This window comes from Weissella fangxianensis, assembly GCF_024718545.1.
GTDB lineage: Bacteria > Bacillota > Bacilli > Lactobacillales > Lactobacillaceae > Weissella > Weissella fangxianensis.
On record NZ_JAMXDB010000002.1, the window covers coordinates 65,817 to 81,683 of the forward strand.

The following is a 15,867-nucleotide window of genomic DNA, read 5'->3' on the forward strand; positions in this document are numbered from 1 at the left end:
ATGTCGATAATAAATTCCCAACTACAAAGGATGAAAATAATTTTTATTTTTTATAATTACCAAAATATTTTTATATACCAATATAATTATTCACATATTAACCACTAATAATGAACCTTTCGCACAAAACCGCACAAACGTTTTAAAGGCTGCTTTTATGCGATTATATACTTTTATCATTACAGATATGAGCGCGAAAAGTGCAAGATTCACAAATGAAAATAATTTTCACACATTTTGTGAACATATACCATTACGGAAAATTGCCTTGTGTTCCAAATATTTTGGCTGTATACTCTTTTTGTGTCACGTTAGTACATATACGCAGAAAAGAGGGAATGTTATTAAAAAACTATTTATTGACATGGACAATACGCTAGTAAATACTTTGCCAGTATTAAATGCTGAAAGTCAAAATGTCCAAAAATATAATGTAAAGAAGCCAGACCAAATCCCTGGTATTTTCCGCCACCTAAAGCCATTACCTGGTGCAATTGATGGTGTCAAAGAATTAGCAAAACACTTTGATTTATATATTCTTTCTACTGCGCCTTGGGAAAACCCTAGTTCTTGGCAAGATAAAATTGAATGGTTGACCGATTACTTTGGTAACGATGTCGACAGCCCATTCTATAAGAAGGTCGTTATGACCCACAAAAAAGATTTGGTAAAAATGCCTAATAGTTTGTTATTAGATGACCGTCCTTATCACGGCGCCAGCGATTGGGATGACGCTAAAATCGACAGTTTTTGGCTACAATATGGCTATGACGATCAATTAGTGTGGACAGAAAAACTTGTACCCTTTTTAATTAGTATTGCTAATGCTAATGAAGGTACTTTGCGCAAGGATATTGCACTGGCAAATAAAACGAATCAATATCAACTTCGTCACGCCACGACAGAATTTAAAAAAGAAAGTTGGGAATAAAAAATGACTATTGTTTCAGGAGAAGCTATCGTTTCAAAGGCTCGTTTATCTGGTTATGCAGTTGGGGCATTTAACACCAACAACCTTGAATGGACAGAAGCAATTTTGCGCGTTGCACAAGCTCAACAAGCACCAACCATCGTCGCTGCCTCAATGGGAGCTATTAAATACATGGGCGGCTTTAAAACTGTCGCTGATTTAATTCGTAATCTTGACCATGAGCTAAATATCACCGTTCCAATTGCTATCCACCTTGACCATGGTAATTATGAAGCAGCAAAGTCTGCAATTGCTGCTGGATTTACTTCAGTCATGTTTGACGGATCTCACCTACCACTAGAAGAAAACTTGGCTAAGACCCGTGAAATCGTTTCATTGGCACACGCAAAGGGTGTCTCTGTAGAAGCCGAGGTTGGTACGATTGGTGGTGAAGAAGATGGCATAATTGGCAATGGCGAAATTGCGCCTGTTGAAGAAACTATTTCAATGGTAGAAACTGGTATCGATTTCTTAGCTGCCGGTATTGGTAATATCCATGGTCCTTACCCTGACAACTGGAAAGGACTCCACCTTGACCATCTCCAAAAGATCACTGCTGCTATCAACGAAACCGCTGGTCATAAAGTGCCAGTTGTATTACATGGTGGTTCAGGTGTCCCAGATGACCAAATTCGTACAGCCATTTCAATGGGTGTATCAAAGGTCAACGTTAACACTGAAGCTCAACTAGCTTTCCATCAAGCATTGCGTGACTTCATCCTTGCTGATCATGACTTAGAGGGTAAGAATTACGACCCACGTAAGTTATTAGCAACTGGTGTCAAAGCAATTGAGAGTGCCTTGGTTGATCGTATCGACGTCTTTGGTAATGCTAACCAAGCTTAAACAACAAAAATTATCATATTATTTAGACAAGTCATAACTGCCGATAAATTTCTAACAAGTGTGGCTTGTTTTTTTGTGGGCAAGCACAATTAAATCTACTATTTTAATACTAGATACGGTAGTATATTTAAAGCATCTCTTTATTCTATTTATAGGCTAATATCAAACAGGGGCAAACTTTTATATGAATAACATCCTTAATTACCAACGTTTTATTTGGATAATCGCTTCTTTATTATTGTTGGTTATCGCACTATTTGGCACACTACCTTTGTTTGCTCTGACTGCAATTTTCATTTTCGCATTTTTAACTATTAAACTATTCACGATGGTGCAATATTCTTTTGGCTTAAAATTGACGCTATTATTCAGTTACGCGCTTACTATGATTTTGCAACTTACTTTTTACACAACTATTGTTTTTTCAAATCAAGGTACTAGCCAATTCTTACTGTCCTTTATTGCTGCCTTGTTGTTACCCCTACCATTTTTATTAGAAGGTGTCGTTGTTCATGCAAAGAGCACCTCTTTCTATCTACCATCAGTAGAAGAAGTTAGCACAATTACCTTCGCACAGATGAAACTCAATCAACAACGCATTCATCAGGCAACTGATACTTTTGGTAAACTTCGGCATACCCTATCGATCCAAAATATCCAGGAAATTTTTAGTGATTTAAATCGGCACAGTTCAATCCGTTATATTAATAATGGTTCTTTGGACGCTAACTATTTTGAAAAGGCTGAACAATCATTAGCGGACCCAGCACTCTATATTGTTATTTCAAATACCGGTAGCGCTGCTAGCGAATTAATTGGTCTGTTTACCCAAAAGCAATTTAATCATGCCTCACTTAGCTTTGATGCCGATTTAACAACTATCATCAGCTATAATGGTGGAGAGCGGGTTTATCCACCCGGATTAAATCCTGAAATGATTCAAACATTTCATAAAAAAGAGGATGCATCAGTATTAATTTATCGACTACCTGTCTCAGTTGCTCAAAAGCAAAAAGTCTTGAATACAATTAAACAAATCAATCAAACAGGTAGTGCTTATAATATCCTAGGTCTAGTGACAAAACATTCCACTCGTCGTAACATTATGTTTTGTTCACAGTTTATTTATACCATGCTTCAGATTGCCGATGCCAACTATTTCGATAAAGAACCTGGTCATGTACAACCAACTGATTTTATCGAACTGGATTATCGCAGAAAATTGATGTATGTTTCAGAGATTAAATTTTAATATTCCCAAAGTGGTTGGAAAAATAAATGTCCCAACCACTTTTTTATTGCAGCAAAAAAGCACCATCAGCGAAATGCTCATGGTACTTTATAAATCTATTTAATTAGAAGCTAAACTTGTTACCGTTATCTTCTTTGATGTACTTTGAAGTTAGACCTTCAGCTTCAAGGAACTCACGGAATGGTACAAGATCTTCTGCTTCGTACTTTTCCTTGTATGACTTAACAACATCTTCGCTGTACAAGTTAGTATCAAGCTTCAATGTCTCAACAGGGATTGGACGATCCTTAGTGATCTTAGCATCAATAACAACAACACGGCCTTGGTTGTAGTATTCAACAGCCTTCTTCATGACACTATCAATGTCTTCGATACGGCTTACAGTCAAACCAACAGCACCTTGTGCTTCACCGATCTTGGCGTAGTCAACATCAGTAAAGTCAACACCGAAGTTGTACTCGTTAGTATCCTCGTACTTGTTCTTGATAAATCCATACTCAGTGTTAGTGAATACAACGTTGATAACAGGCATGTCATAACGAACGTTTGTCACAACGTCTGGGTAAGTCATTGAGAACGCACCATCACCCATCAAGTTCCAAACTTGACGATCTGGGTAAACGTTCTTGGCACCAATACCACCTGGCAAACCAATTCCCATTGTTGCAAACAATGGTGAAGTACGCCACATGTTCTTAGGTGTCATGTGCAAGTGACGGATTGACATTTGTGTAACGTTACCAACATCAGTTGAGAAGATTGCATCTTCTGCAGCGTACTTGTTAATAGCATTGTAAACTTGGTAAGCTTGAAGATCACCTTCAGACTTTTGCTCAAGCTTGTTCATGTAATCGCGCCAGTTTTGCACGTTCTTGATGTTGGCAGTCCACCAAGCTGATTCTTCAACAGATGAAACCTTAGAAAGGATAGCATCGATTGCTTCACCAGCATCACCAAGGATAGCAACATCAGTTTCATGACGCTTACCTAGCATAGCTGGGTTGTTGTCAATTTGAATAAACTTTTCAACGTTACGGAAAGTACCCTCAACCTCAGAGAATGGGAAGTTTGTTCCTACGAACAATACTGTATCTGCTTCAAGAACAGACTCGTTAGCTGGCTTCCAACCAACACGGAATGTTGATCCAGTCAAAGCTTCGAAGTCCCAGTCGAAAGTCTCAAAGTTCTTACCAGTAGTAATAACTGGTGCCTTGATCTTACGAGCCAATTCTTGAACGGCTGGTCCATGTCCCATTGTACCAACACCAGCGTAAATAACTGGACGCTTTGCTTGGTTCAATAGTTCAACCGCTTCATCAATATCCTTTTCATCAACAGGAGCTGACTTGTAGTTCTTGAACTTTAGTCCTGAAGAATACAATGGTGTTGAGTAGATTGAGTCTGCATCAAGCTCAGCAAATCCAAAGTCTGCAGGTACTTCAAGCACAGCTACACCGCGCTTAGCAATAGCAGTACGGATAGCATCGTCAACCAAGTGAGGTAATTGCTCAGCAGTCGTTACACGACGGTTGTAAACGGCAATGCTCTCGTACATTGGGTTTTGGTTTAACTCTTGGAATGAGTCCATGTTCAATTCGCGAACTGGCTTTGAACCCAAGATTGCCAATACAGGAACGTTATCCATTGCTGCATCGTACAAACCGTTAATCAAGTGTGTTGCACCAGGTCCACCAGAACCAACAGTAACACCAAGTTTACCACTAAACTTCCATTGCATAACGGCAGCCATAGCACCAACTTCTTCGTGCTTAACTTGCAACCACTTAACGTTGTTTTCAGGATCACCCATGGCGTTCATGAATCCACTCAAAGTTCCAGATGGCACACCGTATACAGTGGGCACACCCCAACCTTCCATAACCTTCAAAGCTGCTAATCCAGCAGTTATCTTATTCTCTGACATTTAACATATCTCCCTACATGTTTGCGTTCTGGAAGCGCTTTCTTACTTCTACAAATTATATTGTATTTTAAATAACAGTATGCGTCAAGTTAGTTTTTGATTAGATAAATAAAAACAATATAAATGCGCATGCAGTGTATACTGCAAATAGATTTCTAATATAATCATTTAATTAACATAAACAATACTTTAAGATTATTTTATATAATAATACTATGTGCAAAAAAATGTTTCATATATAAAATAATTGTTTTTCGCCATCATATTTATTGGATATCCATCGACTAACAATTAATGAATATTTTCACAAAACCTTCAAATGTTTAAAAAACAACATTTTATAACATTCTTTGAAATAAAATTTCAACAATATATTTAGAAAGAAATTTATTGAAATTAAATTGCCTAGACGATATAATGACGACATAATAAGAAAACGCTTTCATAAAAGGAGAAATTAATGGATATAAATGAATTAACCAACTTAACAACAGAGAAGCGCAACAAACAAACAATGAATCTAGATAGCTTAACAATTCATGAAGCAGCCATTTTAATGAATAATGAAGATCAAAAAGTAGGTTTGGCAGTTGCTGATGCCCTGCCCGCCATTGAAAACGCGATTGTTAAAGCAACCAACTCTCTGCAATCCGGCGGACGCATTATCTATATGGGGGCTGGCACCAGTGGCCGTCTAGGCGTCTTGGATGCCGCCGAATGTGTACCAACTTTTGGGGTCAGTCCTGATACAGTGATTGGTTTAATTGCCGGTGGTCAAGAAGCCATGATTCACGCTGTCGAGGGCGCTGAAGACAGCCTAACTTTAGGACCAAATGATTTAAAAAATTTGAATTTAACAAAAAATGACACGGTGATAGGAATAGCAGCAAGTGGCCGCACGCCTTATGTGATTGGCGGGTTAGATTACGCGAAAAGTGTACAGGCAGCGACAGTTAGTTTAGCCCTAAATACTGATGCTTTGATTAGTCAACACGCGAATACAGCCATTGAAGTCAACGTTGGCGCTGAATTTCTAACTGGCTCTACCCGCTTGAAATCCGGTACTGCGCAAAAAATGGTTTTAAATATGATTTCTACTATTTCAATGATTGGCATCGGTAAAGTATATAAAAACCTAATGGTTGATGTTCAACCAACCAATGAAAAGTTGATCGAGCGTGCCAAACATATCATTATGGAGGCAACCGATTGCTCCTTTGAAATCGCAGAACAAACATTTACCGCAGCAAACCAAAACGTTAAAGTAGCAATCGTTATGATTCTAACAGGTGTTGACCGTCATGAAGCTGAAGAAAAATTACAGCATGCTAACGGTTTTATCAACAAGTCACTTTAGTCACTTAATTGGGGAGATATTATTATGGCGAATGAAGACTATGATCAATTAGGACAAGCCATTTTCCAACATGTGGGTGGTAAAGAAAATGTCTCAAAATTAATTCACTGTATGACACGCGTTAGGCTAACCTTAAAAGATGAAAGTCAGGCCGACCTTGACGCATTAAAAGCAATACCTGGCGTCCTTGGCGTTGTTGAGGATGAAACATTACAAGTCGTTGTGGGACCTGGAAAAGTTAATAAAGTCGCCCAAAGTATGGTTGATTCTGTCGGCGTGAAATTAGGTGAAACATTCCCTGATCAAAATCAGTCGCAGCAAGATGCTGACTTGAATGAACAAACAGATCAAAATAAGGCGGCTGCAAAACAAAAATATAATAAACCAAACAAATTTAAAAACATTCTAAAGTCATTGGCAAATATTTTTGTCCCCATGATTCCTGCCCTGGTTGGGGCTGGTATCATTGCTGGAGTCGCTTCTATTTTGCAAAACTTACTGACTGCAGGTACTTTAACTGGCGATGCGATGACGCAACTGGTAACGGTACTTAATGCTATTAAAAATGGTCTATTCACGTATCTAGCCATCTATACAGGTATTAACGCTGCGACTGAATTTGGCGCAACGCCTGCTTTAGGAGGTACTGTCGGTGCTGTCACCTTACTTTCAGGTGTGACCACGGATACAACCATCCAAAACTTATTTAATGGTCAAGATCTTGCCGCTGGTCAAGGTGGTATCATTGGGGTCATTTTTGCTGTTTGGCTACTATCATTAGTTGAAAAACGACTGCATAAATGGATTCCAGATTCTGTCGATATTATCATTACACCCACTTTAAGTCTGTTGGCAATCGGGTTAGCAACTATTTATTTGATTATGCCAATCGCAGGTGTTGTCTCAGATGGCTTACTACAATTTATTAATGTTGTCTTAGATGTTGGTGGTCCTGTCGCTGGATTTGTTCTAGGAGCCCTATTCCTACCAATGGTCATGCTTGGATTACACCAAATTTTAATTCCTATCCATTTAGAAATGATCAACCAAATGGGAAGCACCCCACTATTGCCAATTCTTGCCATGTCAGGAGCAGGACAAGTTGGTGCCGCATTTGCCCTATGGTTATTCCTCCGCAAAGATGATAAGCAGTCAGGATTAATTCAGAATATTAAAGGTGCCTTGCCTGTCGGCTTGTTAGGGGTTGGTGAACCATTGATTTATGCAGTAACCCTGCCACTTGGTCGTCCATTCATTACTGCTTGTCTTGGTGGAGGTATTGGTGGTGCCGTAATTGGCATGCTTGGTCATGTCGGATCAATCGCTGTTGGACCATCTGGCTGGGCACTAATCCCACTGATTGCCCACAATAAAACGCTATACTACATTATTGGCTTGATTGCTGGTTATATTGGTGGTTTTATCCTTACCTACTTCTTCGGTATCCCAAAAGAATTAAAGGCTGAAGCAAAGACCGTTACCACAGCAAACACAACAGAATCATCTGTTACAAACGAAACAACGGCAGTAACACATGCTGAATCTTTTGAAATCAAAGCACCTGCCAAAGGACAGCTAATAGCGTTAGACAATGTTCCTGACGAAGTATTTTCTACGGGAATGATGGGACAAGGGGTTGCTATTCAACCAAGTAACGGCGAAATACTTTCACCTATTGATGGTACAGTACAAACCATTTTTCCTACCAAACATGCACTTGGTTTAGTGGGTGAACAAGGCGAAGAAGTGCTTATTCATATGGGATTAGACACTGTCAATCTACAAGGAAAAGGGTTCGATATTTTGGTCACAGAAGGTCAAACAGTCTCAGTTGGCGACCCACTGGTCAACATGGATTTGCCAACCATTCAAACTGCAGGCTATCAAACAATAACGCCGATTATTCTGACAAATAGTGCCGACTTTGGATCAGTGACTAGCCCAGCAGAAAAAACCGTCGAAGCTGGTGATGTTATAATACAAGTTAATGAAACATAAAGTATCACATCTTAAATCACAAAACGAGGTTAATCATGAATTCGTTATTTGTACGTTTATCTTCAGAAAAAAATTTCACAGCTAGTGAACGAAAAATAGCGAATTTTTTCTTAGAAAAACCGCAGCTAGCTATTGATGCCACAGCCGAGAAAATAGGCAAACTTACTCAGACAAGTAGCTCGGCAGTCGTCCGCTTTGCAAAGAAACTCGGTTACAGCGGTTTCCCTGCAATGAAATTAGACATTGCTGTCACAACAAACAGTGATCAAAATAATCGTGATTTAACAGAAGTTGAAGCAAACGAACCAATTACAGCTATTTTGGAAAAAACCAGTGCACGTTTTCAAACAATACCCGATGTCGTTACCGCACAAAATGAAACGGCCGCTTTTGCAAATGCGACAAAGTTAATAGAAAACGCCCGTCATATTTTCGTATACGGCGTCACGTCCTCATCGCTCGTTGCACAAGACATTCAGCAAAAATTTACTCGAGTTGGTTTAGATGTTATCTACCACACTGATTTCCATCAAATGATAACAACAATGCAGGCAACGGCAAACAGCCAAGACTTAGCCATTGTCATATCTGAATCGGGCCACACTTTCGAGGCTTTAAAATTTAAAAAAATCAGCCTTGATTTAGGGTTAAAGATCATTGTGTTGACCAATGACATTAAATCTGAGATTTCTCGCGAGTGTGATATCACGCTAACAACGACCTCGCAGCAATTTGACAAGGTCCGTTTCGCATCAACAACCGGATTACTGTCACAATTATATGTTGTTGACATCTTGTTCTACGCCTATATTAGTAAGCACTATCAAGAATCACAACAGAAAGTCGAAGAAACACGAGCACGAATCAATAAAATTTATGATAATCATGCTTAAATATTAATGCAATGAACTCATGAAGAGGTTGGGACAAATAATGTCTCAGCCTTTTTATTAACTAAAAGTTCAAAATTTAGGACTTTTATCATTTAAATATAATATTTATCATTATTTTGTTGACATTATGCTATTCCACCGATAAACTAAGCTAACAATATTATAATTTTTCACCTAAAATTTAGGTAGAACAATTACGCGGAAGGAAAAACGTATGTTACAAAAATACATCAGAATCCCCTTAATTGCTCGAATAATAATTGCTATTATTATCGGTGTCTTCGTTGGAGTTGTTGCTCCTTCCTGGACCTGGATTGATGTATTAGGACAATTATTTATCGGTGCCTTAAAAGCCATTGCCCCACTATTGGTATTTATGGTCATTATGTCATCGATCTCGGGATATCAAAAAGGTGCTCATAATCATTTTAAAACCGTCATTGTTTTATATTTAGGAGCAACCTTTTTATCTGCCGTCGCTGCAGTCATTGCCTCATATTTATTCCCAATAAAATTGGCATTATCTAAAGCAACGACAGCTAATAGCGCTGATGCACCAAAAGACTTAGGATCAATCATGAATGATTTGATCACTAACATTGTGTCAAATCCTGTTTCAGCCGTGATGAAAGGCGACTATCTAACAATTCTATTCTGGTCTGTTTTGATAGGTATCGCTCTACAAATGGCTAGTCAAACAACAAAGTCAGTTATTCAAGATTTATCAGGTATCATTGGTAAAGTTGCTAGTTGGATCATTCAATGTGCACCCTTTGGTATCATTGGCCTGATTCATCAAGCCTTAGTAGAGACAGGAACTGATGGCGTGATGCGTTATGGACAACTAGTTCTACTATTAGTTGGTACCATGATATTCGTCTACTTAGTCGTTTATACATTCTTAGTGTGGGTATTAACGCGCCAAAATCCATTCCCACTAGCTTGGTGGACGTTAAAGGTTTCAGGAATTCCTGCCTTCTTTACTCGTAGTAGTGCGGTCAATATTCCCATTAACTTAGATGCATGTAAGAGTCTCGGGTTAAACGAAAAAAGCTATAGCGTTTCGATTCCACTTGGTGGATCAGCCAACTCGGGTGGTGCTGCTATCACAATTTCAATCATGACACTTGCTGCTACTCACACACTAGGCATGGAATTTTCAATTCCACTAGCTTTGATTCTATGCTTCCTAACAGCAATTGCTTCAACGGGTGTTTCAGGTATCGCTGGTGGGTCGCTGCTATTGATTCCAATGGCATGTAGCTTATTCGGTATTAGCAATGATATTGCAATGCAGGTTGTTGGTATTGGTTTCGTCATCGGCGTTATCCAAGATTCCGTAGAAACAGCTGTTAATTCAGCTTCCGACTTATTATTCACTGCAACAGCTGAATACAGTGATCTGCGTAAAGCTGGTCAACCTGTTAATATTAAGGCTGCTGTAGCACGAGCCAACCAAGCAAATTAAATAAAAAATAACTCCGATTTAGTAGGTTCACGTAGCCTTACTGAATCGGAGTTTTAATTTAGTCACTGATTGCCGGCGCTTGGCATATAAATTCTGTGCTATCTATCTGTTCTAGCATAAACCAAGCAAGATTAGCCCGTGATAATTTAGCCTTGAATTTGTCTCTACCCAAATAGCCAACTTGTACATTTTTAGTTAATGATGCATTGGTTAATAGTGATGCAATTCTAAGTAATGTCCAATCACTTTTAGACTGGCGTACTAATGCAGTATATTTAACAATTGCTTCGTAAGCACTAGGCCGTCCAATACGAATCATGCCACGCCTTAACTTAAATTTCATACTATCAATATCATGTGGATCTTGTGAACTCGTGGTTGATAGCACGATAAATCGTTTAATCTCAAGCGCATCCAACGCATTTACAATATTAGCCATTCCCGAACTAATCTGCTGATCACTTTCTTTTTTACCAGTAGGACCTAGCGCACTTAAAACTGCTTGACTACCTGTCACTGCCTGTTTGATCTTATCTAATTCATCCAACTGACCCTGAACAACTTTTAAATTTGCGTCCGTGAAAGATAACTTTGTTGCATCTCTGACATAAGCAACAAACTGATAACCACGACGTAAAGCCTGTTGCACGACTAGTCTACCAGTTTTACCACTTGCACCAAAAATCGTAATTTGCATGATATCATGACCTTCCTTTTAACATAAAAACAAAACACCGCATCCAACTTCAGCATCATCAAAACCATTTGTGACGTTAATTTTAACATAACTCATTAACCACATTCATAGCATATGAATTGAGCCCCGCAAGTCTTGGCAATTACGCCAACTTACGGGGCTCAATTTATCTATGAAAATAACTTTTCACAAACATTTTTTGATTATTTATTAAAATAAGCTTTCAATTCATCAACCTTGTCCAAACGCTCCCAAGGCAAGTCCAATTCAGGACGACCAAAGTGACCATAGGCAGCAGTTGCTTCATAACGTGGCTTACGCAAATCTAAGTCTTCGATAATACCAGCTGGACGTAATTCGAACAAATCACGGATAGCGGCAACTAATCCATCATCAGAGACCTTACCAGTACCAAATGTTTCAACATTAACTGAAACTGGTGCTGCCACACCAATGGCATAGGCAACTTGGATTTCAACCTTTTCAGCTAACCCAGCAGCAACAATGTTCTTCGCAATGTGACGAGTAGCATAAGCAGCTGAACGATCAACCTTTGTGGCATCCTTTCCAGAGAAAGCACCACCACCGTGACGAGCGTAACCACCGTAAGTATCAACGATGACCTTACGTCCGGTCATACCAGCATCCCCTTTAGGTCCACCAATAACAAAGCGACCTGTTGGGTTAATCAAGTAACGTGTCTCGTCGTCAATCATATCTGCAGGTAGGATTGGCTTAATCACAAGATCACGTACATCACGACGCAATTGCTCCAATGATACCGATGCACGGTGTTGTGTCGACAAAACGACCGTATCAATGCGGAATGGCTTACCATTGTCGTCAAGTTCAACCGTTACTTGTGCCTTGGCATCAGGCAACAAATAATCTAAAATACCCGCACGACGAATATCAGCTTGCTTCTTAACTAATTTATGTGACAAAACAACTGATAATGGTAGATATTCATCGGTTTCATTGGTTGCGAAACCAAACATCAACCCTTGATCACCAGCACCAATTTGGTCTAGCGGATCAACACCACCATCTTCACGTTGCTCAATAGCAGCATCAACACCCTGCGCGATATCTGGTGATTGTTCATCCAGCGTAACGCCCACATGAATATCATCAGCTAAAAAGCCAGCATCGGGATCATCATATCCGATACGCTTCAACGTCTTACGTACAATATCATTAATATTCACATATGCTTTTGTTGATATCTCACCAAACACGTTAACGTAACCGGTAGTGACTGATGTTTCAACAGCTGTACGTGCTTGTGGGTCATCTTTTAGAACAGCATCCAAAATGGCATCTGAAATTTGATCAGATACTTTATCTGGATGACCTTCTGAAACTGATTCTGATGTAAATAAATGCTTTTCTGACATAATTTATTAAATATCTCCTTTATATAGAAAAATCAAAATAAATAACCCCGACGACCACACATAGGCGGCACGTCGGGGTTCAGTCGATATGCGCCCATCTGCTAGAAATTACCACATCACCGTACGGTAGTTGGTGTCAGATCACGGGGTCTAGTCCCTCCTTGACTCTTGATAGGATGTCGAGTTATTTACTTTCTAATACTTAAACTATAATACTGATTTTTTTATCATTCTGCAAGTTATTTTTGCACATCAACTATCTACTAGCCATTAGTTAATCCTAATGCGCCACTAACGTAATCAAACATTGCACTTGCCCCAGGATTATTTGCTACCTTGACTTGTCTACCAGATCGACGCAGACGATGTGCTGCTGTTACCGTCTCATGGTGGGCACCCCGCATAACAATTAACTCAAAAACATATTGTGTCTTATTCATCTCATGCATAATTTTATCATTGCTAATATCTGATGGATCTAGCCAAACAACGTCGATGCCAAAATAGCTTAATTTTTTCGCCGCATTTTTAACTGTTTCGCCCCACCAAGAAATAATTAACACTTGCTTATTCACTAGGCGTACTGGGCCACTCATCTCATTTTTATGATTTGCAATTTGGCCATTAGTTACCTGCTTAGTTAACCGTCTAATCAACATAATATGACCCGTATCAGACCGTTGACGTGCTGAATAATAATAATTAGTTGTCAGTTCATCTAGTAGAATGCCATTTAAAGATAGTTCAGACAATTCATAAGACTGACTGTTTTGATCAATAAATTGCCATCGATTATCGGCCTTTACGAAACGGCCTTGAATTTGTTGCCATAAAGCCAAATCCTCAGCAACTAATTCATTATACTTATGAACTAAACGAAGTAATGGATGATAATCCTCAATACAATTTAAATTCAATTCACTGGTCAACTGTCTGATCTTTTCTGAGCGGCTGACTTGCAAACTATCAGTACGTTGCTTCTTATACGCCTGTAATTCTTGTTGTGCTTTAGCAATCTGATTATGTAAATCAGTAATTTCTTTCTTTAGTTGTGTATCATCTAATTTTGGGCAAACATGTTCACTAACTTGGGACTGTTGCATTAATTTTTTTCGTTTCTGCTTTGTCTGTTTAATACGAATTTGTTCACGGATAATGCCCATTTCTTCTTTTTGCTTAGCAAATTTAAACTGATAATCTTTGATTGTTTGTTTAAGTTGTCCAATTTTTAACTGTAACTCCTGGTTTTGTTTATCGCTAGTCGCTAGTTGATTTGCTTGTTGCTTTACTTTTACTTGGGCACCTTCATATCGTGATGCTAACTGAATTTTTGTTTCTGTTAGCTTTTTAATCCGTTGCTTCAATGTTTGATTGGCGCGATCTAGTTTGTCGGCTGTGGCTACTTGTACGCTTGGTTCAGATTTCATCATAATATTGTCATAGGAACCATCTTCAGAAATGTCTTCTATTAATAGAGCGTTGAGCTGATTCAAAAATTGATAGATATCGGTTACCTCACCTGTCGGCAAAATAACATGTAATCGTCTTAACCGTACGTCGTTTTTATAAACAATCAATGATAAATTCAATGGTCGGTTCGGTAATTTGCCATTCAAACGTAATTGCAATGGACGTAATGTCACTTGACTCATTTGTGTCAACTTAGTCAATTGTTGACGTGATAATAAACTATCACTTGTAGCCATCTTTTTTACAAAGTGTTCGAAATCTTTTATTTCAGGAACTATCTTATTCCTTTTCCCTGTTACACATTGTTTTTTAAACTTCATAAGGTAACCTTCCAGCAAATAATTATAGTCACATGTTACTTTGTTTGTGCTCTTAAAACAATATTTTTCATGACGCAAAATTATTCAAACGTTTAAAAAACAGTTTTATTGTTAAAAAACCAGTATCAGAAATTTCCGATACTGGTTTTAACCCTATTCATTAATTTAGTAGACTGCGACTTCACTTTCAGAATCAAAGAAATGTGAACGGTTCAAATCAAATCCAAGTTTCAATTCTGATCCAGTTTCTTTAATATCACGTCCATCAACTTTAGCAACCACTTCTGCATTACCAATCTTACTATATAATTGTGACTCAGCACCAAGTAATTCTGATACGACGACTGTTGCAGAAACAACCGCATTGGGGAAAGTGTCCAAAAAAGCATTCTCTGTATGTAAATCTTCGGGTCTAATTCCAAAAATCATTTTTTTACCTTGATATCCCTTATCGTTCAATACTTTAGCACACCCTTGTGGTACTTCAAGCTCAAAATTCCCTTCTTCGTCACTAATTCGGTCACCCTTAAAAATCACATTGAAAAAATTCATTGCTGGTGACCCAATAAATCCACCAACAAATACATTTGCTGGATTATCATAGACTTCCTGAGGCGTTCCTACTTGCTGGATTTTTCCCTCTTTCATAATCACAATCCGGTCCGCCATCGTCATTGCTTCAGTTTGGTCGTGAGTGACGTAAATTGTCGTTGTATTCAATCGTTGATGTAATTTTGCAATTTCTGCTCGCATTGAAACACGTAATTTAGCATCCAAATTAGATAGTGGTTCGTCCATTAAAAATATTGGTGCATCACGCACAATTGATCGTCCTAAAGCAACACGCTGACGTTGGCCACCAGATAAAGCCGATGGTTTACGCTTAAGATACTCGCTTAATCCTAAAATCTTAGCTGCATCATTAACCCGCCTATCGATTTCAGTCTTGTCATATTTACGAAGTTTAAGACCAAATGCCATATTATCATACACTGTCATGTGTGGATACAAAGCATAGTTTTGGAAAACCATTGCTATATCGCGATCTTTTGGTGACTCATTATTGACAACTTTGTCTTCAATTTTTAACTCACCTTTTGAGATGTCCTCCAATCCAGCAATCATACGTAAAGTTGTTGACTTACCACACCCTGATGGACCAACAAAAACAATAAATTCTTGATCTTTAATGTGCAAATTAAAGTCCGTCACCGAGTAATTTGTAGCATTTTCATATTTTTTATAAATGTGATCCAGCGCTATTTGAACCATTAG

At 38.5% G+C, this 15,867-nt stretch carries 12 protein-coding genes and 1 riboswitch; of the genes, 7 read left to right on the top strand and 5 right to left on the bottom strand.

Annotated elements, in window-relative coordinates:
• Positions 1-364 precede the first annotated feature (364 nt).
• The 3 genes from NGR58_RS01155 (at position 365) to NGR58_RS01165 (ending at position 3,068) form a co-directional block, all read left to right on the top strand.
• Positions 365-931, top strand: coding sequence for a 5' nucleotidase, NT5C type (locus tag NGR58_RS01155; RefSeq protein WP_258087896.1), 567 nt, complete (start codon positions 365-367; stop codon positions 929-931).
• A gap of 3 nt (positions 932-934) precedes the next feature.
• On the top strand, positions 935-1,816 hold the full coding sequence (locus NGR58_RS01160) for a class II fructose-bisphosphate aldolase (protein ID WP_258087897.1): 882 nt from the start codon (positions 935-937) through the stop codon (positions 1,814-1,816).
• A 184-nt stretch (positions 1,817-2,000) separates the two neighbouring features.
• Positions 2,001-3,068, top strand: coding sequence for a hypothetical protein (locus NGR58_RS01165; RefSeq protein WP_258087898.1), 1,068 nt, complete (start codon positions 2,001-2,003; stop codon positions 3,066-3,068).
• A 103-nt stretch (positions 3,069-3,171) separates the two neighbouring features.
• Here the strand turns inward: NGR58_RS01165 and spxB are convergent, their stop codons facing one another.
• Positions 3,172-4,992, bottom strand: a complete 1,821-nt coding sequence (gene spxB / locus NGR58_RS01170) for a pyruvate oxidase (RefSeq protein WP_258087899.1) — start codon at positions 4,990-4,992, stop codon at positions 3,172-3,174.
• A 460-nt stretch (positions 4,993-5,452) separates the two neighbouring features.
• On the opposite strand from spxB, the gene murQ reads away from it, so the two are divergent.
• From murQ to sstT, 4 genes are all read left to right on the top strand, one after another.
• On the top strand, positions 5,453-6,349 hold the full coding sequence (gene murQ / locus NGR58_RS01175; protein WP_258087900.1) for an N-acetylmuramic acid 6-phosphate etherase: 897 nt from the start codon (positions 5,453-5,455) through the stop codon (positions 6,347-6,349).
• A gap of 24 nt (positions 6,350-6,373) precedes the next feature.
• A complete protein-coding gene (locus tag NGR58_RS01180; protein WP_258087901.1) occupies positions 6,374-8,347 on the top strand; it encodes a glucose PTS transporter subunit IIA in 1,974 nt (657 codons plus the stop codon).
• 35 nt (positions 8,348-8,382) lie between these two features.
• The gene (locus tag NGR58_RS01185; protein WP_258087902.1) at positions 8,383-9,240 is read left to right on the top strand and encodes a MurR/RpiR family transcriptional regulator; all 858 of its coding nucleotides are present in this window, start codon (positions 8,383-8,385) and stop codon (positions 9,238-9,240) included.
• Positions 9,241-9,454: 214 nt separating this feature from the next.
• The gene (gene sstT, locus NGR58_RS01190; RefSeq protein WP_258087903.1) at positions 9,455-10,708 is read left to right on the top strand and encodes a serine/threonine transporter SstT; all 1,254 of its coding nucleotides are present in this window, start codon (positions 9,455-9,457) and stop codon (positions 10,706-10,708) included.
• A gap of 58 nt (positions 10,709-10,766) precedes the next feature.
• Here the strand turns inward: sstT and NGR58_RS01195 are convergent, their stop codons facing one another.
• The 4 genes from NGR58_RS01195 to NGR58_RS01210 all read right to left on the bottom strand — a co-directional run bounded on the left by NGR58_RS01195 (position 10,767) and on the right by NGR58_RS01210 (position 15,864).
• On the bottom strand, positions 10,767-11,405 hold the full coding sequence (locus tag NGR58_RS01195) for an NAD(P)-dependent oxidoreductase (protein WP_258087904.1): 639 nt from the start codon (positions 11,403-11,405) through the stop codon (positions 10,767-10,769).
• A gap of 203 nt (positions 11,406-11,608) precedes the next feature.
• Positions 11,609-12,802 (bottom strand): methionine adenosyltransferase, encoded by a 1,194-nt coding sequence (gene metK / locus NGR58_RS01200; protein ID WP_258087905.1) that lies wholly within the window; start codon positions 12,800-12,802, stop codon positions 11,609-11,611.
• A gap of 91 nt (positions 12,803-12,893) precedes the next feature.
• Positions 12,894-12,980, bottom strand: a riboswitch (SAM riboswitch).
• A gap of 85 nt (positions 12,981-13,065) precedes the next feature.
• Positions 13,066-14,592 (bottom strand): hypothetical protein, encoded by a 1,527-nt coding sequence (locus NGR58_RS01205; RefSeq protein WP_258087906.1) that lies wholly within the window; start codon positions 14,590-14,592, stop codon positions 13,066-13,068.
• Positions 14,593-14,757: 165 nt separating this feature from the next.
• Entirely contained in the window at positions 14,758-15,864 is a 1,107-nt protein-coding gene (locus NGR58_RS01210) for an ABC transporter ATP-binding protein (RefSeq protein ID WP_258087907.1), read from the bottom strand.
• Positions 15,865-15,867 lie beyond the last annotated feature (3 nt).

What these genes read in the sequence shown, in the direction of transcription:
- NGR58_RS01155 (WP_258087896.1), top strand. Translation starts at nt 365, where the DNA reads ATGGACAATACGCTAGTAAATACTTTGCCAGTATTAAATGCTGAAAGT.
- NGR58_RS01160 (WP_258087897.1), top strand. Translation starts at nt 935, where the DNA reads ATGACTATTGTTTCAGGAGAAGCTATCGTTTCAAAGGCTCGTTTATCT.
- NGR58_RS01165 (WP_258087898.1), top strand. Translation starts at nt 2,001, where the DNA reads ATGAATAACATCCTTAATTACCAACGTTTTATTTGGATAATCGCTTCT.
- spxB (WP_258087899.1), bottom strand. Translation starts at nt 4,992, where the DNA reads ATGTCAGAGAATAAGATAACTGCTGGATTAGCAGCTTTGAAGGTTATG.
- murQ (WP_258087900.1), top strand. Translation starts at nt 5,453, where the DNA reads ATGGATATAAATGAATTAACCAACTTAACAACAGAGAAGCGCAACAAA.
- NGR58_RS01180 (WP_258087901.1), top strand. Translation starts at nt 6,374, where the DNA reads ATGGCGAATGAAGACTATGATCAATTAGGACAAGCCATTTTCCAACAT.
- NGR58_RS01185 (WP_258087902.1), top strand. Translation starts at nt 8,383, where the DNA reads ATGAATTCGTTATTTGTACGTTTATCTTCAGAAAAAAATTTCACAGCT.
- sstT (WP_258087903.1), top strand. Translation starts at nt 9,455, where the DNA reads ATGTTACAAAAATACATCAGAATCCCCTTAATTGCTCGAATAATAATT.
- NGR58_RS01195 (WP_258087904.1), bottom strand. Translation starts at nt 11,405, where the DNA reads ATGCAAATTACGATTTTTGGTGCAAGTGGTAAAACTGGTAGACTAGTC.
- metK (WP_258087905.1), bottom strand. Translation starts at nt 12,802, where the DNA reads ATGTCAGAAAAGCATTTATTTACATCAGAATCAGTTTCAGAAGGTCAT.
- NGR58_RS01205 (WP_258087906.1), bottom strand. Translation starts at nt 14,592, where the DNA reads ATGAAGTTTAAAAAACAATGTGTAACAGGGAAAAGGAATAAGATAGTT.
- NGR58_RS01210 (WP_258087907.1), bottom strand. Translation starts at nt 15,864, where the DNA reads ATGGTTCAAATAGCGCTGGATCACATTTATAAAAAATATGAAAATGCT.